This is a genomic window from Bradyrhizobium valentinum, assembly GCF_001440405.1.
In the GTDB taxonomy this organism is placed as follows: Bacteria; Pseudomonadota; Alphaproteobacteria; order Rhizobiales; family Xanthobacteraceae; genus Bradyrhizobium; species Bradyrhizobium valentinum.
In genome coordinates this window covers 36,658-56,837 of sequence record NZ_LLXX01000180.1, presented here as the reverse complement: position 1 = coordinate 56,837, position 20,180 = coordinate 36,658, and the positions used below count along the sequence as shown (strand labels likewise).

At 62.1% G+C, this 20,180-nt stretch carries 18 protein-coding genes, 1 tRNA gene and 1 pseudogene; 7 read left to right on the top strand and 13 right to left on the bottom strand.

Translation table 11 applies throughout. The features are described 5' to 3' along the window. Positions 1-481: pseudogene (locus tag CP49_RS33270) on the bottom strand (sigma-70 family RNA polymerase sigma factor); the annotation flags it as partial. A 118-nt stretch (positions 482-599) separates the two neighbouring features. On the opposite strand from CP49_RS33270, the gene CP49_RS33265 reads away from it, so the two are divergent. Next, a complete protein-coding gene (locus CP49_RS33265; protein ID WP_057854359.1) occupies positions 600-1,055 on the top strand; it encodes a carboxymuconolactone decarboxylase family protein in 456 nt (151 codons plus the stop codon). A gap of 171 nt (positions 1,056-1,226) precedes the next feature. Then, complete coding sequence (locus CP49_RS33260) at positions 1,227-2,960, top strand: adenylate/guanylate cyclase domain-containing protein (RefSeq protein ID WP_057854351.1); 1,734 nt, start codon at positions 1,227-1,229, stop codon at positions 2,958-2,960. A gap of 15 nt (positions 2,961-2,975) precedes the next feature. On the opposite strand, the gene CP49_RS33255 is transcribed toward CP49_RS33260, so the two are convergent. Together CP49_RS33255 and CP49_RS33250 are read right to left on the bottom strand one after the other, a co-directional pair. Further along, positions 2,976-3,800, bottom strand: coding sequence for an alpha/beta fold hydrolase (locus CP49_RS33255; RefSeq protein ID WP_057854350.1), 825 nt, complete (start codon positions 3,798-3,800; stop codon positions 2,976-2,978). Next, the gene (locus CP49_RS33250; RefSeq protein WP_057854349.1) at positions 3,788-4,630 is read right to left on the bottom strand and encodes an alpha/beta fold hydrolase; all 843 of its coding nucleotides are present in this window, start codon (positions 4,628-4,630) and stop codon (positions 3,788-3,790) included. Before CP49_RS33250 ends, CP49_RS33255 begins: the two co-directional genes overlap by 13 nt. 182 nt (positions 4,631-4,812) lie before the next feature. Between CP49_RS33250 and CP49_RS33245 the strand changes: the two genes are divergently transcribed. Beyond that, positions 4,813-5,355, top strand: coding sequence for a methylated-DNA--[protein]-cysteine S-methyltransferase (locus CP49_RS33245; protein WP_057854348.1), 543 nt, complete (start codon positions 4,813-4,815; stop codon positions 5,353-5,355). Positions 5,356-5,361: 6 nt separating this feature from the next. On the opposite strand, the gene CP49_RS33240 is transcribed toward CP49_RS33245, so the two are convergent. The 6 genes from CP49_RS33240 to CP49_RS33215 form a co-directional block, all read right to left on the bottom strand. Continuing rightward, positions 5,362-6,165: an enoyl-CoA hydratase/isomerase family protein gene (locus CP49_RS33240; RefSeq protein ID WP_057854347.1), complete on the bottom strand. Its 804-nt coding sequence runs from the start codon at positions 6,163-6,165 to the stop codon at positions 5,362-5,364. Beyond that, positions 6,162-7,031: an MBL fold metallo-hydrolase gene (locus CP49_RS33235; RefSeq protein ID WP_057854346.1), complete on the bottom strand. Its 870-nt coding sequence runs from the start codon at positions 7,029-7,031 to the stop codon at positions 6,162-6,164. Before CP49_RS33235 ends, CP49_RS33240 begins: the two co-directional genes overlap by 4 nt. A 26-nt stretch (positions 7,032-7,057) precedes the next feature. Continuing rightward, complete coding sequence (locus tag CP49_RS33230) at positions 7,058-8,233, bottom strand: serine hydrolase domain-containing protein (RefSeq protein WP_057854345.1); 1,176 nt, start codon at positions 8,231-8,233, stop codon at positions 7,058-7,060. A gap of 22 nt (positions 8,234-8,255) precedes the next feature. Further along, positions 8,256-8,870 (bottom strand): glutathione S-transferase family protein, encoded by a 615-nt coding sequence (locus CP49_RS33225; protein ID WP_057854358.1) that lies wholly within the window; start codon positions 8,868-8,870, stop codon positions 8,256-8,258. Positions 8,871-9,008: 138 nt separating this feature from the next. Then, positions 9,009-9,851, bottom strand: coding sequence for a fumarylacetoacetate hydrolase family protein (locus CP49_RS33220; RefSeq protein WP_057854344.1), 843 nt, complete (start codon positions 9,849-9,851; stop codon positions 9,009-9,011). 243 nt (positions 9,852-10,094) lie between these two features. After that, complete coding sequence (locus tag CP49_RS33215; protein ID WP_057854343.1) at positions 10,095-10,943, bottom strand: MBL fold metallo-hydrolase; 849 nt, start codon at positions 10,941-10,943, stop codon at positions 10,095-10,097. A gap of 115 nt (positions 10,944-11,058) precedes the next feature. On the opposite strand from CP49_RS33215, the gene CP49_RS33210 reads away from it, so the two are divergent. Next, positions 11,059-11,514: a DUF3775 domain-containing protein gene (locus CP49_RS33210; RefSeq protein ID WP_057854357.1), complete on the top strand. Its 456-nt coding sequence runs from the start codon at positions 11,059-11,061 to the stop codon at positions 11,512-11,514. Here the strand turns inward: CP49_RS33210 and CP49_RS33205 are convergent. From CP49_RS33205 to CP49_RS33195, 3 genes are all read right to left on the bottom strand, one after another. Further along, positions 11,477-12,457 (bottom strand): NADPH:quinone reductase, encoded by a 981-nt coding sequence (locus CP49_RS33205; RefSeq protein WP_245310991.1) that lies wholly within the window; start codon positions 12,455-12,457, stop codon positions 11,477-11,479. The two genes, CP49_RS33210 and CP49_RS33205, sit on opposite strands and share 38 nt — an antisense overlap. 20 nt (positions 12,458-12,477) lie before the next feature. Beyond that, positions 12,478-13,260 carry an SDR family oxidoreductase gene (locus CP49_RS33200; protein WP_057854341.1) on the bottom strand — a complete coding sequence of 261 codons (783 nt, stop codon included), beginning with the start codon at positions 13,258-13,260 and terminating at the stop codon, positions 12,478-12,480. Between the two features lie 243 nt (positions 13,261-13,503). Further along, positions 13,504-15,111, bottom strand: coding sequence for a GMC family oxidoreductase (locus CP49_RS33195; protein WP_197423308.1), 1,608 nt, complete (start codon positions 15,109-15,111; stop codon positions 13,504-13,506). Positions 15,112-15,426: 315 nt separating this feature from the next. On the opposite strand from CP49_RS33195, the gene CP49_RS33190 reads away from it, so the two are divergent. From CP49_RS33190 to dinB, 3 genes are all read left to right on the top strand, one after another. Then, positions 15,427-15,503: transfer RNA gene (locus tag CP49_RS33190), tRNA-Met, on the top strand. Between the two features lie 450 nt (positions 15,504-15,953). Beyond that, positions 15,954-17,144 (top strand): adenylate/guanylate cyclase domain-containing protein, encoded by a 1,191-nt coding sequence (locus tag CP49_RS33185; RefSeq protein WP_057854356.1) that lies wholly within the window; start codon positions 15,954-15,956, stop codon positions 17,142-17,144. A gap of 184 nt (positions 17,145-17,328) precedes the next feature. Next, on the top strand, positions 17,329-18,576 hold the full coding sequence (gene dinB / locus CP49_RS33180; RefSeq protein WP_057854339.1) for a DNA polymerase IV: 1,248 nt from the start codon (positions 17,329-17,331) through the stop codon (positions 18,574-18,576). A gap of 90 nt (positions 18,577-18,666) precedes the next feature. Here dinB and CP49_RS33175 read toward each other — a convergent pair whose 3' ends face one another. Beyond that, on the bottom strand, positions 18,667-19,572 hold the full coding sequence (locus tag CP49_RS33175) for an amino acid ABC transporter substrate-binding protein (protein ID WP_057854338.1): 906 nt from the start codon (positions 19,570-19,572) through the stop codon (positions 18,667-18,669). Between the last annotated feature and the right edge of the window lie 608 nt (positions 19,573-20,180).

Here is a 20,180-nt window from a genome sequence, read left to right as displayed (position 1 = left end):
GGCGGCGAGCCATGCACCCGCCGGCGGGCGCGGCTGGCCAGTTGCCTCGCCGCCGCGGGCGTGCGGCCGACGATCGGCGCGATCTCCTCGAACGGCACGGCAAACATGTCGTGCAGCACGAAGGCGAGCCGTTCGGCCGGCCCCAGCGTTTCCAGTACCACCAGCAGCGCTGCGCCGACCGAGTCGGCCATCTCCACATCGCGCTGGTGCGCATCGTCATCGGCAGGTTCCGGCACATGCGGCCCCATCGGCTCCTCGCGCCGCGATTTGCGCGACCGCAGCATATCGAGGCAGACGCGGGCGACGACCGTGGTCAGCCAGCCTCCGAGGTTTTCGACCGCGCTGGTATCGGAACGGCTCAGCCGCAGCCAGGTTTCCTGCACGGCATCGTCGACCTCGCTGGTCGAGCCCAGCATGCGGTAGGCCACAGCCCGCAGATGGGCCCCTCGAATTGCTTAGCCAGAAACTTTTTCTCGTCCATTCGGTCACATTCCCATGTCGCGTTCCGTCTTGGCTGTGACGAACGAAACCGCGCCGATGTGACAGCAAATCGGCGCAAGGCGCGTCAAAACGGAACAAACCATATGGAGCGCAAAATGATGGAAGCCCGAATGAATCACCCGGTGATGGTCGTTCCCGATGCCATGAAGGCGCTGCAGGCGCTGGGCGAATTGACCAAAAACAGCCTGTCGGAAAAGCTGCTCGAACTGGTGCATCTGCGCGCCAGCCAGATCAACGGCTGCAGCGTCTGCGTCGACATGCACCCAAAACTCGCCAGGAAGGCCGGCGAAACCGACGAGCGCCTGTTCGCGGTGGCCGCCTGGCGTGACACGCCTTATTTCACCGAAGCCGAGCGCGCCGCGCTGGCCTTGACGGAAGCGCTGACCCGGATCAGCGACCGCGCCGATCCGGTGCCGGACGAGGTCTGGGGCGAGGCCGACAAGCACTTCGACGAGCAGGAGCTCGCGGCGCTGATTCTGGCGATCGCCAACATCAATGTCTGGAACAGGCTTAACGTGGCCGTGCGCCAGCCGGTTGGCGTCTGGAAGGTATAGCTGCGAACATATCTCCCCAAACTATCATCAACTTTAACGCGCCGGACCGTGCTAAATTCACCGGCGCGCGCTAAACAGGCGAGCTCGGCCAGACCACGATCGGCCGGGCTTTCGCTATTGTTGCTTTCATACCGTTTCTCGATCATGTCTGTCCCTTTAGAACGCCTGTCCATGCTGCGACCGACCATCCGAAAGCGGATCCTCGGCATCGCCATCGGCTTGATCTTCCTGATGGCGATCACCTCTGCGCTGTCGACGGTGATGACACGCAAGATTTCCCATCAGCTCGACGAGTTCAGCAGCAAATACGTTGAGGCTTACGGACATCTGGCGCGGATGAATGTTCGCTCGCTGGAACAGGCGCTGGCGCTGCGCCGGATCGTGATCGGCAGGATGCAGTCGCCGCCCGACATGGCATTCTCCGCTGATCACCGAAAAGTCTATGAGGCGAAGGGAGAGGAGATCGAACGGGAAGCGCAAGCGGCGCGTGCCCTGATCAATGCGATCATCGACGATGTCTCCACCTACTCCGACAACGCCCAGCTCGGCCGGATCGACGATCGAATCGAACGCGTGACCAGCGATCTTCGTCGCTATCTCGGCGAAGAATACAAGCGGCTATTATCCCTGCTCGATGCCGGGAATATCATGGAGGCGAGGGCCAGCTTGGCCCGGACCGACACACTGCGCGACGAACTCAACCAAAGAATCGAAGACATCCGCACGGACATGCTGGCGCAGGTCCGCAGCGATGCCGTGGTGACGATGCGTGACCAGAGGACTGCCACTGTCATCTCCGTTGTCCTGACCTTGCTTGCGGGCATCCTCGGATTGATGTTTTCGCTTTTCATCAGCACCGGCATTACGCGACCGGTACGGCGGCTGCTGGACGGCACCCGTGCGGTGGAAGCCGGCCGGCTCGACGAATCGATCGACGTCACCACGCGGGACGAAATCGGCCAGCTCACGACGGCCTTCAACAACATGGTCGAGCAGTTGCGCCACAAGGAGCGCCTGCGCGAAACGTTCGGCCGCTATGTCGACCCGCGCGTCGTAGAAGGCTTGATCGCCCCGCAGTCGCTGACTGCGAGGGACGGTGAGCGGCGGGTGATGACGGTGCTGTTCTGCGATATGAAGGGCTTTACCAGCCTGAGCGAGGGCACGACGCCGCAGGGCCTCGTCAAGGTGATGAACCACTATCTCTCGACGATGTCGGGGCCGATCCGCAGCCATCGCGGCATCATCGACAAATATATCGGCGATGCGATCATGGCCTATTGGGGCCCTCCGTTTACCGAGCATAGCGAACAGGCACGGCTGGCCTGCCTTGCCGCCGTCGAGATGGCTGATCGCGGCACCGCGCTGCGCACCGAACTGCCCGAATTGCTTGGCGTGCGCACCGTGACAAGCGACTGCGAAGTGCGCATCGGCATTGCGACCGGTGAGGTCCTCGTCGGCAGCATCGGCTCGGAGTTCATGATGAGCTACACGGTGATGGGAGACGCGGTCAATCTCGCGTCGCGCCTGGAGAACGTCAACAAGATCTACGGTAGCCACTCGCTGGTTTCCGAGGCTGCGATCACGGCGGCCGGCGATGCGGTGGAATCGCGCGAGATTGACCGGCTGGTCGTCGCAGGCCAGACCCGTCCCGAAACGGTGTTCGAGATCATCGGGCGCGCGGGCGAGTTGACCGAGAAGCAACTTGAACTGCTGGCGCGGTACGCCGAGGGCCTCGCGGCCTATCGGACGCGCCGCTGGGATGATGCGCGCCGGGCCTTCCAGGCGGCGCTCGAGGCGGTCCCCGGCGATGGGCCATCCAAAGCGATGGCCCAACGTGTCGAGCACTTTCAGGCTGATCCGCCGGCCGCCGATTGGGATGGTGCGTGGCGGCTGGATCAGAAGTAGCGGCCGGCCGCCGGCCTACGCCGCGAGAAACTCCAGTACGACGTTACAAAATTCCTGCGGCGCCTGTTCGAACATCCAGTGACGGGTGCCCGGGATTACTGCCGTCCGCGCGCCCGGAATATGTTCGGCCAGCACGCGCCAGATCACCGCCAGCGCGCCCTTGGTGTCTCCACCGCCGATCAACAAGGTCGGCGTCCTGATCGATTCCGCTTCGCTTCTCAAAAACGGCTTGCGGTTCTCGCCGACCTGGCCGAGCAGCGTATGGATGTTGTCGCGCAATTGCTGCCGCGCCACCGCAGGCCACTTTACCCACGCGCCTTCGCCGTCGATCCCGTCGACGAACAGAGCCAGCGCACCGTCGATGTCCCCGCTTCGCACCATCTCCGCTGCGAGCGGAATGCGCGGCCCCAGCGGCACCGGGCCGGGAGGCGGACTGGCTGGCTGCAGTGATGGTTCGAGATCGCCGCCCGGTTCGGCGAGAATGGCCTTTCGCAACAGATCCGGCCGCGCCTGCGCCACCCGGAAGCCGATATGGCCGCCGCGGGAATGGCCGATCAGATCGACCGGTCCCGCATTCAGCTCTTCGATGAAGCCGATCACGTCGGCGACGTGCTGCGCCATCAGATAGTCGTTGCCGGCACCATCCCAGTGCTCCGGAAAGAACCGCCGCAGGCTCAGCGAAATCACGCGATGCTTTTTTGTAAGCGGGCCCAGCACGGCGTTCCAGGTGCGAAAGTCGCCGAGTGTGCCATGCACGAGAACCAGTGGCGTGCTGTTGTCGGAACCTCTGCCAACATCGAGATAGGCCATGTCATAGCCGTTGACGGTCAAGGTCTGCATGGCGATCGATCCTCCGCGAGATATGTCAAAACGATCTCGCAATATTTCTGCGGTGCCTGTTCGAACATCGGATGCGTGGCGTTCGGGATTATCTCGGTGCGCGATCCCTTCACGTTGGCCGCCAGCGCATGCAGCACCCGCGGGAACGTGCCCTTGGTGTTGGCGCCACCGATGAACAGCGTCGGTGTCCTGATCGCTTCCGCATCCATCCTGGAGAGCAGTGGACGCTGGTCGCGGGTTTGCCCCACCAGTGTCGTGGCGTTGTCGCGCAAAAGCTGTTTCGGCGTCGCCGGCAGGCGCTTCCAGGCGCCGGGGCCTTCCAGCGCATCCAAGAAGATCTGCAGGCCGCCGTCGATGTCGCCTTTGACGATTGCCTCGGCGGAGGCCGCGATCTGAGCGGCCAGCGGCGAGGGGCCGGGCTTGTAGGCGGGATCGAGCGTGGCGTCGAGTTCGCCGCCGGGTTCGGCCAGGATCAGCTTGCGCAACAGATCAGGCCGCCGCTGCGCGACGCGAAAGCAGATGTGGCCGCCGCGGGAATGGCCCATCAGGTCGACCGGCTTCGCGTCCAACTTCTCGATGAAGGCGATGACGTCCTCGACATGCTGCGCGATCGAATAGGTGTCGCCGACGCCGTCCCAATGGTCCGGGAAGAAATGCCGCAACGATGGCGCGACCACGCGATGCTTGCGCGTCAGCGGTCCCAGCACCGACGACCAGATCCGGAAGTCGCACAGCGAACCGTGCACGCACACCAGCGGCGGACGATTGAAGGCATCTTTTCCGACATCGAGATAGGCCATGTCATAGCCGTTGACGTTTATTGTTTGCATGGGATCTCGTGAGGTGGGGGACCAAGGCCATTGAAGGGCGCTGGCGAGAACACCAGATCAGCGGAAGTTGTTCATGCCGTCAAGTTCCCTCAGGTTTCGGGTGGATAGCAATAATCTCCAAGCCTAGATTTGAGCCTGAGAGGAAGCTGGGTGGCATTGAACAGGAGAATATGGAGCCAGCCATGACCGGGCACCATTTTACGATATTCGACACCGCGATCGGCCGCTGCGGCATCGTCTGGGGCGATCGCGGCATCACCTCGGTGCAACTGCCGATGGGCGACGAAAAGAAGACCCGCACCCGCCTGCAGCAGCGTCATGACGACCTCGTCGAGGCGGAGCCGCCGGCCAAGGTACAGGCCGCGATCGACGGCATCGTCGAGCTGCTTGAAGGCAAGCCGAATGACCTCGCCGACGTCGTGCTCGATCTCGACGGCGTTCCCGAATTCAACCGCGGCGTCTACGACATCGCGCGCACTATTCCGCCGGGCAAGACCATGACCTACGGCGATATCGCCAAGAAACTCGGTGGCGTCGAGCTGTCGCGCGACGTCGGCCAGGCGCTGGGTCGCAACCCCTGTCCGATCGTCGTGCCCTGCCACCGCGTGCTCGCGGCGGGCAACAAGCCCGGCGGCTTCTCCGCCAATGGCGGGGTGGTGACGAAGCTGAAAATGCTGACGATCGAAGGCGCGGCGGTGAACCACACGCCGAGCCTGTTCGATTGAGAGTCTTCACCGGCCCTTGAAGTTCGGCGTGCGCTTCTCGTTGAAGGCCAGCACGCCCTCGCGGCGGTCCTCGGTTGGGACCATGCGGTTATAGGCCTCGATCTCGAGCGCGAGGCCGTCCCGCAGGGATAGTTGCAGGCCGCGATGGATCGACAGTTTTGCCTGGCGGACGGAGATCGGCGCGTTGCGAGCGATGCGCGAGGCGGTCGCCAGCGCCGCCGGCAACAACTCCGGCAGCGGAAACACTTCGTTCACAAAACCCCATTCACGCGCTTCTCCTGATGTAAACGGCTTGCCGGTCAGGATCAGCTCCTTGGCGCGGCGCTCGCCGACGGCGCGCGGCAGGGTTTGCGTGCCGCCGCCGCCCGGCATGATGCCGAGCGTCACTTCGGTCAGCGCAAAACGCGCGCTGTCAGCGGCGTAAAGGAAATCGCAACAGCCCGCGATCTCGCAGCCGCCGCCATAGGCTGCGCCATTGATGGCGCCGACGATTGGGACGGGGCAGTCGATCAATGCCCGCACCATCCGCTCGAAGATGACGTGCTGGCGCGTCCATGCCTCATCCGTCATGCCGCGGCGCTCCTTCAAATCGCCGCCGGCGCAGAACGCCTTGTCGCCGGCGCCGGTCAGCACGATGCAACGCAGGCTCTTCGGATCGAGCGCCACATCCTCGAAATAGCGCACGAGGTCGCGGCCCATCTGGGTGTTGAGCGCGTTGGATGCCTCTGGCCGGTTGATTCTGATAATCGTGACATGCTCGTCGACCGGCTCGACCAGCAGCGTCTCGAAAGTGGACGGGTTTGAACTCATGTCGCCTCGCAGGAAAATCCGCTGCCGCTGCGCCGGATCTTTCCGACCGAAGGCGAGGGGAAATGCGCGGTGCAGCACAGCGTGTCGGTGTCGCAGTAGCGCTCCATGAAATTGCGCCGCGTCGTTGCCGCTTGGGCCTGATCGACGTCGAACTTGACGGACAATTCCGGATGGCGCGTTTGCAGCGGCGAATGCATCAGGTCGCCCGAGAATACGGCGTCATCCTTGCCGCGGCCAAAGGTGAAGGCGACATGGCCGGGCGTGTGGCCCGGCGTCGGCAGGATGCGCGTGTGATCGCCGATCGCGAAGTCGCTGCGGACGATCTCGGCTTGCCTGGCTTCGACAACCGGTAGGACGCTGTCGGCAAACGGCGGCACCGGCGTTTTCGCGTGCGTCTCGGTCCAGTAGTCAAATTCGGTCTTGTCGAACACGTAACGCGCCTTGGGGAAGGTGGGCACCCAGCGGCCATTGTCGAGCCGCGTGTTCCAGCCGACATGATCGACATGCAGATGCGTGCACATGACGTAGTCGATGTCACCGACGGAAATCCCGGCGGCGGCCAGCCCACGCATATAGGTATCGTCGGTCTTCATGTTCCATTTCGGACGCTGCGGCCGCGGCTTGTCGTTGCCGATGCAGCTATCGATCAGGATGGTATGGTGCGGCGTCTTCACCACGTAGGACTGGAAGCACAGGATCAGCACGTCCTTATCGTCGAGCGCGCCGGTGCCTCGCATCCATGCGCGGTTCTCCGCCAGGACTTCCGGCGTCAGGCCCGGCAGCATCTCGAGTGCCGGCAGGAAGGTGGTTTCCTGCTCGATGATGCGGTGGATGGTGAGATCACCGATGGTGAACTTGAGGCTCATGTTTTTTCTTGCCTTGTTGTTCTAGATTAGCGCGCGTTGTCGCGAACGGCAGGAAGGATGTAGTTCGCCATCATGTCGAGCGCCCCGTCACCCTGGCCCGGCCGAAAATAGAGGCCCGATGTCGTCATCACCACAAGGTCGCGGTCGGGCACGATGAAAATGCGCTGGCCGCCCGAACCCATCGCCGCAATCCACTTCACTTCCTTCTCCTGCGCAATCGAGCGGCCCATCCACCATTGCTGACCATAAAAGAAAAGACCGCTGAAATAGCCGATCGCCTGAAAGCGCGGCCGGGTCGATTGCTCGATCCATTCCGGCGAGATGATCTGCCGGCCGGCCCACTCGCCTTTGTTAAGCACGAGCTGGCCGATCTTTGCGGCGTCGCGCGGGCGAAGCCGCAGCCCAGCCGCCGAGGCAACATGCTCGTTCCGGTACTTCATCCATTCCCAGTCGGAGATGCCTAGGGGAGCGAACAGCGCCTCACGCGCGAACGCTTCCAACGGCTTGGCGGAGACACGCTCAATGATGTTGCCGAGCAGGTCCGTGCCGCCGCCATTGTAGGTCCATACGGTGTCAGGCGGCTTTGCGATCGGCTTCGACAGGATATAGCGGATCGGGTCGGCTTCGATGCTCAAATGCGGTTCGTCGTTCCTGGGATCCTTCCAGCCACGGTTCTCGTCCCATTGCATGCCAGATGACATCGTCAGGAGATGGCGGAGGGTAACCTGGTCCCAGCCCGGTGATTTGACCGCGGCATATTCCGGAAAGAATTTGACGGCGGGCTCATCGGCGCTGGCAATCAGCTTGCGGTCGATCGCAATCCCGACCAGCAGCGAGATCACGCTCTTCGAGGCTGAGCGCATGTCGTGCTTGGTGGTGGCGTCGAAATCGTGCTGTCCGCCGCCCTGGCCCCAGGGCTCGTCATATCCTGCAAAGTATTGTTCGAAGACGAGCTTGCCGTGACGGACAATGACCACGGCGTGAACGTTGGCTTCGGTTTCCTTCAGCCGCGCCGCGATGGCGCACAGCCGTGCACTATCGAGGCCGACGCTTTCAGAAGAATCGATGATCCAGCCATCGCCAAGGGCGGCGGGTACACCGCAAGCCGGATTTCCTTGGCTCCGCGCCTGCGTAGCCGACGCCGCGAGCATGAAGACGGCGGCGAAGCCGAGGCGCCGCAATCGTTTGCCACCCTCGCGCATGCCGCTGTCTCCGCTTCTGATGTTACGCCGGCGGCGGTGCCGAGATTTTCACCGATGGCCGCTCAAGCATTTTTTGGTGGAAGGCGTCCAGCTTCGGAAAGGCCTTGCGCCAGCCGCAATCGGCAAAGCGGAAATCCGCATAGCCGAGCACGCAGACCAAGCCGATCTGCACGATGTTGAACGGCCCGGACAGCACGTCGGGCTTGTTCTCGAAGCGTGCCATGCCGGTCCAGGCGCGGTTCCAGTGATCGTCCGACCACGCCTTCCAGCGCAGCGGCTCCGGCCGCACCATGCCCTCGTAGCGGCACAGCAGCATGGCATCGAGCATGCCCTGCAGCAGCGAATGGTCGCTCTTGACCTTCCATCGCTCAGGGCCGGAGGCGGGGATCAGCTTGCCACCGCCGGCGAGCTCGTCGAGATATTCGACGATCACATACGAATCGAGAATCACGTCGCCATTGTCGAGGATCAGCACCGGCAGCTTCTTCAGCGGGGTGATCTTTGAATAATCCTCGTTGGCCTGGCCTGGCGCGACGGTGGCCGGGACAAATTCGATCTTGTCGATCAGGCCGGTCTCGATCGCGGCGATCCGCACCTTGCGGGCGAACGGGGAGGCGGGGGAGAAGGTGAGTTTCATTTTCTTGTTTCCTTGATTGTTTCCTCCGTCATGGCCGGGCTTGTCCCGGCCATCCACGTCTTGTTTGCGGCAAGAGGGGCAGGCGTGGATGCCCGGCACAAGGCCGGGCACGACGACAGCGCACGCGGCCTGGTCGCCTCACGCCGCGATGATTTCCTGGCGCTGCTCGCCGAGCCCTTCGATGCCGAGCGTAACGACGTCGCCGACGTTGAGGTACTGCGGTGGCTTCATGCCGGTGCCGACGCCGGGCGGCGTACCTGTGGTGACGATGTCACCGGGCAACAGCGTCATGAACTGCGAGACATAGGAAATGCACTTCGCCATCGAGAAGATCATGGTCGAGGTCGATCCGGTCTGGCAACGCTTGCCGTTGACGTCAAGCCACATCGACAGTTTCTGCACATCAGGAATTTCGTCCTTGGTGACCAGCCACGGGCCGACCGGGCCGAACGTGTCGTGCGACTTGCCCTTGGTCCACTGGCCGAGCCGCTCGATCTGGAAATTGCGCTCTGACACATCGTTGCAGATGCAGTAGCCGGCGATGTGGTTGAGCGCGTCGGCCTCGCTGACATATTTGGCACGGGTGCCGATAATCGCAGCGATCTCGACTTCCCAATCGAGCTTGGTGGAGCCGCGCGGCTTTTCGACCGGATCGTTCGGACCGCTCAATGCCGTGTTGGCCTTGATGAAGAAGATCGGTTCGGTCGGGATCGGCGAGCCGGTTTCCTTGGCGTGGTCGACATAGTTCAGGCCGATCGCGACGAATTTCGAGATGCCGGTAACCGGGGCGCCGAAGCGCGGCGAGCCGCTGACGGCAGGAAGCTCGGACGTATCCAGCGCGGCGAACTTTGCCAGTGAGGCCGGCGAATAGGCCTCGCCGTCGAGGTCCCTTACGTGCGCCGAAAGATCACGCAACTGGCCGGATTTATCGATCAGGCCGGGTTTTTCCGCACCCATGGCGCCGTAACGAACAAGCTTCATTTTGTCACTCCCTGCGGGGTCTTGGGGATTTGTCGGGGTTATCTGCCCTTCAGACGCTTCTTGGAACAGCGAGCGCGGAAATTCAACTGCTGACCTGCCTTGGCGCGTGACATACCAGCCCCTCATCCTGAGGAGGCCGCAACGCGGCCGTCTCGAAGGATGTGGCCACGGTGGAGCCTACATGGTTCGAGACGGCGCTTTGCGCCTCCTCACCATGAGGGCAGGCAGAGAATGCATCCGGATTCATCCCACCGCCACGAACCGGAACGCGTCCCCATCGCGCTTGATATAACCAGCGCTGAAATGCCCGCCGATCACCAGCGTCTGCGTGTCAGCGAAGAGCGAGAACAGCTCGCGGCGGGTTTTGGCCGATTGCCCGGGATCGGAATCGGCGGTCGAGGACCAGTCGAGATGCGCCATCTGGCAGGGATGGTGGGCAACGTCCCCCATGAGCAGGCCCTCTTGGCCGTCCGACTTGATATGGATGCTCATATGGCCCGGGCTGTGGCCGGGCGTTGGGATCAGGGTGATTTCGTCTAAAAGCCTATCGTCGCTGGCGACGAGATCGGCCTTGCCGGCGTCGGCGATCGGCCTCACGGAATCGCTGAACACGGCGAGCTTGTCCGGCGCATCACTATGGTCGCGCCAGTGCTCGTATTCGGTTTTGCCGAACACATATCGCGCATTGGCGAAGGTCGGCACCCATCTGCCGTCGACAAGTTTCGTGTTCCAGCCGACATGGTCGACATGCAGATGCGTGCACAGCACGGTATCGATGCTGTCAGGCGGAAAGCCTGCCGCAGTCAGCTTGTCGAGGAAGGGATCCTGGCGGTTGTTCCAGGTCGGCACGTTGCGGCCCTGCTTGTCGTTGCCTAAGCCCGTATCGACGATGATGCGGCGCGACGGTGTTTCCACCAGCAGTGAGTGGATCGACATTTTCAGGCGCCCTTCCTCGGTCGCGAAGGGTGGGATCAGCCAGGGCAGCTTCTGGATTTCCTCATTGGTCGCGAGCGGCAGGATGAAGCGGGTGCTGCCGACGGTCTCCATCTCGATGATCTCTGTGATTTTGACCCTGCCCACGGTCCAGTGCATCCCGGCGTTTCCCTTTTGATGTTGTTGGCCGCGAAGATGCGGGTTTCCGCAGGCAGGCGCAATGGATCGTATGGCGCGATGGAACGTTATCGCGGCATCACACCAGGAGCGCGCGATGCCGGAACTCGGGATTTCGACGGAAAAAGTCGGCTTTTTGATTGAGAAGGCCCGGCAATTCGACGTCAAGGAGGCCACGTCCGATCCTGATTCCGGATCGAACGCCGCCGACGACGACATGATCGATGTGCTGCAGGACAATGGGCATGATCCGGTGTTCCGTGAGATCACCGGCTTCATCAACGCGCTCTCCGAAGAGGAGAAGGTCGATCTGGTCGCCCTGATGCGGCTCGGCCGTGGCGACGCCTCCATTAATGAATGGGGGGATTTGCGTAGGGAAGCCGCCGGCCAGCGTGAGCGTCACACCGCGCGTTACCTACTGGGCGAGCCGATGCTCGGCGATTTGCTGGCGCAAGGCCTCGACGAGTTCGGCCTGACCTGGGATCGGGAGCGAACCGCGGCGGATTCCTCCAGTGTCAGCCAGCGGGACGAAGACGAGCGCAATCCACGATAACGGTGCCGAGCTTATCACCCTTCTCCACCGCAAGGTGCGCCTGCGCCGTGTCCGAAAGCGCAAACTGCGCGGCGACGTTGTGGATACGCGGACCTGCCGCCAGCCATTTCGTGATGTCGGCCTGAGCGGCCGCCAATAGCGGCGGCGGCAGCGCAAACAGCACCAGCGCGCGCACCGCGATGCACTTCTCCATCAATTCGCGCATCGGCACCACAGGCGTGCGGTTGCCGTTGCTGGCGTAGACGGCAATGGTCGAATTCATGCCCATCAGCTTCAGCGTGGTATCGATATTGCCGCCGAAATCGACATCGACCACCCGGTCGACGCCGCGCCGGCCGGTGAAGGCCATGGCTTTGGCGACAACGTCCTCGTTCCTGTAATTGATAACCAGGTCGGCGCCTGCGAGCCGTGCCTGTTCGGCCTTCGCCGCCGAACTGACGGTGGCGATGACTTGCGCGCCGCCCCATTTGGCGAGCTGCACGGCATAATGTCCGACGGCGCCTGCGCCGCCGGTGACCAGTACCGTCTTGCCGACTATCGGACCATCGCAGAAAAGGCAGGTCCATGCCGTCATGCCGGGAATGCCGAGGGTGGCGCCTTCGGCAAACGACAGATTATCCGGCAGCGGCGTCACCAGATGTTCGGCGAGCGCAATATATTCAGCCGCCGTGCCGAAGGCGCGGCCGTTGCGCTGGCCGTTGAACAGCCAGACGCGCTGGCCAATCTGGAGCCGCGTGACGCCGTCGCCAACCTGATCGATGATTCCCGCGCCATCGCTGTTCGGAATGACGCGCGGATATTCCATCGGCCGATAGCCGCCGCCACGGCGGCCGACATCGGCGGGATTGACGCCGGATGCTTCCAGCCGCACGCGCACCTCGCCCGGGCCGGCGATTGGCGTCGGCATCTCGCCATAGGCCAGCACCTCGGGTGCTGGCCCCATGCGCTCGTACCAGACCGCTTTCACAGCGTGCCCGGAAATGCGCCGCCGTCGAGCAGGATGTTCTGGCCGGTGATGAAACCGGCCTTGGCGCCGCACAGGAATGCGCAGGCATAGCCGAATTCGTCCGGGTCGCCGAAGCGGCCGGACGGATTTTGCTTGGCGCGCTCGGCAAACACCTGGTCCGGCGTAATGCCGCGCTTCTCGGCTTCCGCTTTGCCCACACCGCGCAGGCGGTCGGTGTCGAATGGTCCCGGCAGCAGCGCATTTATAGTGACGTTGTTGATCACGGTCTTGCGCGACAGCCCGGCGACGAAGCCGGTCAAGCCGGCGCGCGCGCCGTTGGAAAGGCCGAGGATATCGATCGGCGCCTTCACCGCGGCCGAGGTGATGTTGACGATGCGGCCGAATTTTCGCGCCATCATGCCGTCCACCGTCGCCTTGATCAGCTCGATCGGCGTCAGCATGTTGGCGTCGATCGCCTTGATCCAGTCGTCGCGGGTCCAGTTGCGGAAATCGCCGGGCGGCGGACCGCCGGCATTGTTGACCAGAATATCCGGCTCGGGGCAAGCCTTCAGCACGGCCTCGCGGCCGGCAGGCGTGGTGATGTCGCCGACGATCTCGGTCACAGTCACATCGGGATTGCCTTTGCGGATTTCGTCGGCGGTCTTTTTCAGCGCCTCCGCACCGCGCGCGGTCAGCGTGACATGCACGCCTTCGTTGGCCAGCGCGATGGCGCAGGCACGCCCAAGGCCCTTGCTCGATGCGCAGACGATGGCGCGGCGACCTTTGATCCCAAGATCCACTGTTTCTCTCCCGTTGTGTCAGGTGATTGGTTGAAGTTGATGGAGCTACTCTAGCCAAGTCGCGCGCGCCTGATAAGTCACCGAGGCCTGCTGATAATGCATATTGCGATCCCGGAAATCGGCTGTATCCGAGCATGTCCAGCCCTCTCCACGTCATTGCGAGCGAAGCGAAGCAATCCACCTCACGGCATAACAGGCAGATGGATTGCTTCGTCGCTGGCGCTCCTCGCAATGACGGCGGGATCAATGTGCCCGCATCTCCGCCTTGATCATGTCGGCGGCCTTTTCCCCGATCATGATCGTCGGCGCATTGGTATTGCCGCCGATCAGCGTCGGCATGATGGAGGCGTCGACCACGCGCAATCCCTCGACGCCGTACACTTTGAGCTTCGGGTCAACCACGGCCATCGGATCGTTAACGCCCATCCTGGCGGTGCCGACCGGGTGATAGACGGTGTCGACGCGGGCGCGCAAGAGGTTGCGGATGTCGTCGTCGCTATGCACGCCTTCCGTGAACATCTCTTTCTTCTGCAACGTGCGCAACGCCGGCGTCTCCATCAGTCGCCGCGTGGTCTTGAAGCCTGCGACCATGGTTTCGAGATCGTCCGCCGCGCCGAAGAAGTTCGGATCGATTACCGGAGCCGCATGCGGATCGGCGCTCAGAAGCGAGACACTGCCGCGGCTCTTCGGCCGGAGCAGGCAGACATGGCAGCTAAAGCCGGTGCCGCGATGGCGCTTGCGGCCGTGATCGTCTGCCAGCGCCATGCCGAAATGGAGCTGGATATCCGGAATCTCGAGATCGGGCCGGGTTTTCAGGAAGCCGCCGCATTCGGCGAAATTCGACGTCATCGGCCCGGTGCGTTCGCGGCGGTACTGGCGGATCGCCCGCACCAGCCGCGGCAGGGCTTTAATCGAAATGCCGTTGAAATTGGGATTGTCGGACATGTAGCCGAACACGAAATCCGGATGATCCTGCAGGTTCTGTCCGACGCCGGGCAGATCGTGCACGGTAGCGATGCCGTGCTTGCCAAGCTCGGCGCCGTCGCCGATGCCCGAGAGCATCAGGAGCTGCGGGGTCTGGAACGCGCCGGAAGATATGATCACTTCACGCCGGGCGCGAATCTGTTTGAGCTCCTTGCCCTGGCGGTATTCGACGCCGATGGCGCGCCTGCCTTCGAACAGGATGCGGGTGGCGTGGGCATGCGTCTCGACGCGCAGATTGGTGCGATTTGCCATATGGGGGTGGATATAGGCGCGCGCGGCGCTGCAGCGTTCACCGTTCTTCTGCGTCAATTGATAGATGCCGAGCCCCTCGTGCTCGTCGGCATTGAAATCTTCGCGCAGGCGGAACTGCGCTTCCTGCGCCGCCTGCAGGAAGATCTGCTGCACCGGATTGCCGGTGCGCGACTTGTTGACGGCGAGCGGCCCGCCCCTGCCGTGATACTCGCCGTCGAAATCAGCATTGTCTTCGGCCCGCTTGAAGTAGGGCAGCACGTCGGCGAACGACCAGCCGGCGTTGCCGAGCGAGGCCCATTGATCATAGTCGGCGCGGTGGCCGCGGATATAGACCATCGCATTGATCGCCGATGAGCCGCCGAGCCCCTTGCCGCGGGGCTGATAGCCGATGCGGCCGTTGAGGCCCTTCTGCGGCACCGTGTTGAAGGCCCAGTTGTTGACGTTGCCTGCGACCATCAGCACGAGTGCGAACGGCGTCGTGACCACCCAATTGTCGTTCCTGCCGCCGGCATCCAATAGCGCCACCGAAATGGTCGGGTCCTCCGACAGCCGCCCCGCCACCGTGCAGCCGCCGGAGCCGCCGCCCACCACCACGAGATCGAAGGTATCGGTCACGCTCATTCCCCCCGAATTTTTGTTCTGGCGGCCTGCCTGGCCGCCGCAAAACTCCGCTTTTGCAGCGTTTATGGCAAGAGCGGTTCCAGGGGGCGGTTTTGGCGCTCCAAGCCCCCGTTTTTACTGTCATAAAATCTGCAAAAGCGGGTCCTTGCCCCTTTCCAAAGCAGGGCGACGTTGATACATACCCCTCGCACCCGATGGCTTTGCCCGGGTTGCCTTCTCAGGAAGCCTCCGGACGGGATCGATCGGCGCCGAACACGCGTTGGCCGGTTCACTTCCGGTCCGGTTTTCGAAGGCAGTGCAACGGTTTAACGCGGGGTGGAGCAGCCCGGTAGCTCGTCAGGCTCATAACCTGAAGGTCATAGGTTCAAATCCTATCCCCGCAACCAAACAATTGCGAAACCCCAGCCCTCGCGGCTGGGGTTTTCGTTTTGAGGGTAAGCCGACAAACCCCGCGTGATGGCCGGCGGCATGGAGGAACGGCATCCTGCAATGCGACTTCCGGCGATCAGGAGGCCAGCGGAATTTATTCGTGGTGACGTTATATCGCGTAGGACACAGCCCTTTCACCACAGCGCATCACAGCGTCAATTTTCGCCGCGGTTCGGGCCACGGCGCAGCGTTATCCTCTCAACCAGCGCGCAGGTTGCTTCCGCGGCCTCATTACGATCCTCGGCGTTGTTGAGCGTTTCCGTCAGCAGCTCGACCTTTTCCGCAGCGAGCGGCTCCGTCGACAACCGGTGTGTGCAAGGAGATTGCGGCGCACTCCGTTGACGCCGCCGAGCGGCGACACGACATATCCTGTACCGTCGATCCAGGCCACAGCCCAGGAGCAAGATATGAACGCGCCGCCCATCGATCCAGTCGCCGCGCACGGCGACGTTGTGCACTGGCTGACAAACGGCACCCGCGATGAGCGCTTCATTGATAATATTTTCGCTGAACTGTGTATCCGGCTCCAGCGAGCGGGCATTCCCGTCAAGCGGGCTTCGCTTCATATCCTGATCCACCATCCGCAATGGCTTGGCGCCCGGATCATGTGGGCCGACGGGATGCGCGAGGCCGAGATTTCGAGAGTAGACTACGACGTCAGGGAGCGATCCGAATACATCGATAGTCCCGCCAACGAAATCTATGACGGCGCCACCGAGGTGCGCGAGAATCTCGCACGCGATCCCTCGCTGGGCCGCAAGCACGCCGTCTATGACGAGATGCGGGAGAAAGGCCTGACCGACTATGTCGCGTGGCCGCTGTACCATACGCTCGGCAAGCGGCATATCGTGACCTTTGCAACCGACCACCCGGGAGGTTTCGACGACGCGCATATCGCCGGCCTGTTGAAGCTGTTGCCGGCTCTGGCGCTGGTCAGCGAAATCCGTGTCAAGAACCGTCTGGCGCGCACGCTACTCGAAACCTACGTCGGCTCGCATGCCAGCGAGCTCATTCTGGCCGGCGCCACCAGGCGCGGAAGCGGGACGACGGTGCGCGCCGCCATCATGATCTGCGATCTGCGCGACTTCACCAGGATCTCCGACAACTGGCCCCGCGATGACGTCATTGATCTTCTTAACGGCTATTTCGACGCGATGTCGGAGCCGATTGCGCGGCATGGCGGGGAAATACTGAAATTCATCGGCGATGGCCTGCTCGCCATTTTTCCGCTGAGCCAGCCGTCGGCCTGCGCAAATCTGCTGCATGCCGTGGCCGAAGCCCGCCAGGCCATGATTGCCCTGAACGAAAAGAACAGCGGAAATGGTCGTGCGCCGCTGAATTACGGCATCGGCGTCCACGTCGGAGACGTCATGTACGGCAATATCGGGTCGCGCAGCCGGCTCGACTTCACCGTTATCGGTCCTGCGGTCAACATGGCGTCGCGCCTGGAAGCCCTCACCAAACAATTGGGGAGAACGGTGCTGCTGTCCCGCGCATTCGCCGATCTTGTCGCAAGCGATTTCGATCTCGAACGCGTCGGCGAATATCCGGTGCGCGGCTTCAACGACCCAATCGAGCTGTTTGCGTATCACGGTTGAATGCCGATCTATCGCCAAGTGCTCTATCGCCAGTGCTCTATCGCCAGGTGCTCTACCGCCGAGTGCCGAGCCGCCTTTAAGGAGCGCGAAATCTTCACCGATCACTTGACACTCGTCGTTGCTGTTCTCATTATGTTCTTGTCTGCGAGAACCCTCTTCGAAAACGTCATGGGCGAACGGTCGGATGGCAACGACAGCCACCATCCTGCATGCGGATCTTGATGCTTTCTATGCCTCGGTAGAGCAACTGCTTGACCCTTCGTTGCGCGGCAAACCCATTGCCGTCGGTGGTGGCGTTGTGCTTGCCGCTTCTTACGAAGCTAAAGCCTTTGGAGTTCGCGGCGGCATGGCGGGCCGGCAAGCGTGCGAACTCTGTCCGCAACTCATCTTTGTCGGCGGGCATTTTAGGGAATACCAACGGTTGGGCGACGCCGCCATCAAGGTTATCGGCGATTTCACGCCGCTCGTGGAACGGATTTCCATTGACGAGGCCTTTGCCGACGTTGCGGGCTGCACCCATCTCTTCGGTCCGCCCGACGAAATTGCAAAAGCGATTCGCCGGCGCGTGCGAGCGGAGCTGGGCCTTCCGATCTCAGTCGGAGTGGCGCGCACCAAGCATCTGGCAAAAATTGCCTCGCAAGTGGCCAAGCCCGACGGACTGCTGATCGTCGATCCCGAGATCGAGCTGGAATTCCTTCACCGCCTGCCTGTCGAGTTGATGTGGGGAGTGGGTCCGGTCACGAAGGCGCGGCTCGCCGAGATGGGCGTGCTGACTATCGGGCAGTTGGCAAAGACACCGGGATGGTCGCTTGAGCGGTTGCTCGGTCCCGCGGCAGGAGAGAAACTTGCAGCGCTGGCATGGAATCGCGATCGACGGGAAATCAAGGTTCGCCGCCGGGCTCGATCGGCAGGAGCGCAATCGGCAATTGGCAGGAAGCCTGCCGAAGAGCACGTTTTTAGACCAACCCTGCTGCACCTCGCTGACCGAATCGGCAGCCGGCTCCGCGCCAAATCCAGGCCTGGCCGAACCGTGACGGTCCGCGTTCGCTTCGCCAATCTGAAATCGGTCACCCGGTCGATGACGCTCGACGCACCGATTTCCGCGACCGTGATCCTCGCCGAGATTGCCGGGGATCTGGTGCGCGCGGCCCTCGCAGAACACCCGGATGAGAAGACCATCTCGCTGCTGGCGATCTCTGTGTCGCATCTCGAAGAGCACTGGGATCTGGAGCTTGAACTTCCGCTTGGACTTCAAGATGAACGCCGCTGCCCCGGCACCAAAATTGGCATGGCACGATGGGCGGCCGACCGTGCCGTCGATAAGATCCGCGATCGCTTCGGATGGGATGCAATTGGATACGGCTCGGTGACGCTGGGCACCTCTCGTTCCGTTCCCGACGAGTTTCGCGAGCTCGCCGAAAAGGACCTGTGACCGTCACACCGCTCTGCCTGAGAACACGGACAGGTCGGCGAAAGCGACGTCTCGTGGAGCGTGCTGGTGGCCGTAGGCCCGTAGACCCCCTCAACGCTCGTAGCTTGCAGGGTCCGGACTGTCTGATGGATGTGCAAGCGCCTTGCGCAAAACCGCCGACATCGGAGTCTTGAAATTGAGGCTGTTGGGCGGCACCGGCGATTCGAACCACTTTCTGTAGATCGCTTCAATCTCCGGGCTCTTGTATAGCTCCGCGGTCGCTCGATCGGCCAAGGCCTTGAAGGGGGCATCGTCTTTGCGCAGCATGATCCCATAAGGTTCGGCCTTGGATAAGGTTTCCTCGCTGATCATGTAGGCAGAGGGGTCCTTTGATCTCGCGATCGCGACGGCGAGTTGTACGTCATCGAGGACGTAGGCGGCCGCGCGGCCGGTCTCCAGCATGAGAAACGCCTCCGCCTGGTCCTTGGCGGCGAGCGCCGTGATGCCGAGATTTCGTACGGTATTGACCTGGTTGAGCTGCACCATGTTGGTCGAGCCCGATATCGCGACAACAGGCTTGCCTTTCAACTGGTCGATCGTTGTGATGTTGTCGGATTTCCTCGCGGCAAAGCGGGTCGCCGACAGGAAATGCGAATTTGTGAACGCTACCTGGCGCTGCCGCTCGGCATTGTTGGTGGTGGAAGAACAGACGAGATCGACCGTTCCGTTCATCATGAGCGGAATGCGATTGGACGACGTGACCGGAAGCGTCTCGACGGCAATGTTCGGTGCTTTGAGTTCGCGCTTGGCCGCGTCGACGATCCTCATGCAAATATCGACGGCGTATCCAATCGCTTTTTGATCCCCGTCCAGATAGCTGAACGGCACCGAGGCTTCCTGAATGCCGAGGATGATTCTGTTCGTCTCCTTGATCTTCTGGAGCGTTCCCGTCAGTTCGCCTGCATTTGCAGACACGGTCGTCAGGGCAGCCACGATCATCACCGCAAACAGACGCATCGAGTTCACTCCATGGATATCGGGCAGTTCTTGTGAGGGCCCTGAGCAAATCGGCCCGCAGCAACACGATCGCTCAGTCTTAACTGACATTATTCTTGCGAGGTATCAAAGGTTATTCTTGCGAGGTATCAAAGGTTGCTTCTATCAGCTATCAAACAATTTTATCGGTGAGCCGCATATCCGGCCGCGATCAACGCAAACATGAGCGAAGGGGAGTCTTGTAATCCGCCCACACCACTGGACATGACGTGACCAGGAACCCCCAATCGGTCGTGTCGTGAATGCTGGGTTGCTGAGGCCGGTGCGGCCGGCCGGTTCGCCATGCGAAGCAAGCCGGTGGGTAGGCGTTTTGAGCAATCCTAGAATTTTGTTCGAAACAACAGGGCGGGTTCGTGCGTTGCGTTTCGGCATGCCCTCACGGTGGCGTCTGGCTGCACCTGCCTGCGACATCCACATTGCAACCATCCGAATTGTTCCCCGGCCCCGCATTGTTGCGCTGTTATCGCATTCGAAATAGCATCGATTGCGAACCAGGAGCGGGCAGGGCGCAAGAAATGATATACGAGGTCTTTCTTTGCAGCTTTCTACCGTCGATCATTCGGTAGCGA

What these genes read in the sequence shown, in the direction of transcription:
- CP49_RS33265 (WP_057854359.1), top strand. Translation starts at nt 600, where the DNA reads ATGGAAGCCCGAATGAATCACCCGGTGATGGTCGTTCCCGATGCCATG.
- CP49_RS33260 (WP_057854351.1), top strand. Translation starts at nt 1,227, where the DNA reads ATGCTGCGACCGACCATCCGAAAGCGGATCCTCGGCATCGCCATCGGC.
- CP49_RS33255 (WP_057854350.1), bottom strand. Translation starts at nt 3,800, where the DNA reads ATGCAGACCTTGACCGTCAACGGCTATGACATGGCCTATCTCGATGTT.
- CP49_RS33250 (WP_057854349.1), bottom strand. Translation starts at nt 4,630, where the DNA reads ATGCAAACAATAAACGTCAACGGCTATGACATGGCCTATCTCGATGTC.
- CP49_RS33245 (WP_057854348.1), top strand. Translation starts at nt 4,813, where the DNA reads ATGACCGGGCACCATTTTACGATATTCGACACCGCGATCGGCCGCTGC.
- CP49_RS33240 (WP_057854347.1), bottom strand. Translation starts at nt 6,165, where the DNA reads ATGAGTTCAAACCCGTCCACTTTCGAGACGCTGCTGGTCGAGCCGGTC.
- CP49_RS33235 (WP_057854346.1), bottom strand. Translation starts at nt 7,031, where the DNA reads ATGAGCCTCAAGTTCACCATCGGTGATCTCACCATCCACCGCATCATC.
- CP49_RS33230 (WP_057854345.1), bottom strand. Translation starts at nt 8,233, where the DNA reads ATGCGCGAGGGTGGCAAACGATTGCGGCGCCTCGGCTTCGCCGCCGTC.
- CP49_RS33225 (WP_057854358.1), bottom strand. Translation starts at nt 8,870, where the DNA reads ATGAAACTCACCTTCTCCCCCGCCTCCCCGTTCGCCCGCAAGGTGCGG.
- CP49_RS33220 (WP_057854344.1), bottom strand. Translation starts at nt 9,851, where the DNA reads ATGAAGCTTGTTCGTTACGGCGCCATGGGTGCGGAAAAACCCGGCCTG.
- CP49_RS33215 (WP_057854343.1), bottom strand. Translation starts at nt 10,943, where the DNA reads ATGCACTGGACCGTGGGCAGGGTCAAAATCACAGAGATCATCGAGATG.
- CP49_RS33210 (WP_057854357.1), top strand. Translation starts at nt 11,059, where the DNA reads ATGCCGGAACTCGGGATTTCGACGGAAAAAGTCGGCTTTTTGATTGAG.
- CP49_RS33205 (WP_245310991.1), bottom strand. Translation starts at nt 12,457, where the DNA reads ATGGGGCCAGCACCCGAGGTGCTGGCCTATGGCGAGATGCCGACGCCA.
- CP49_RS33185 (WP_057854356.1), top strand. Translation starts at nt 15,954, where the DNA reads ATGAACGCGCCGCCCATCGATCCAGTCGCCGCGCACGGCGACGTTGTG.
- dinB (WP_057854339.1), top strand. Translation starts at nt 17,329, where the DNA reads ATGGCAACGACAGCCACCATCCTGCATGCGGATCTTGATGCTTTCTAT.
- CP49_RS33175 (WP_057854338.1), bottom strand. Translation starts at nt 19,572, where the DNA reads ATGCGTCTGTTTGCGGTGATGATCGTGGCTGCCCTGACGACCGTGTCT.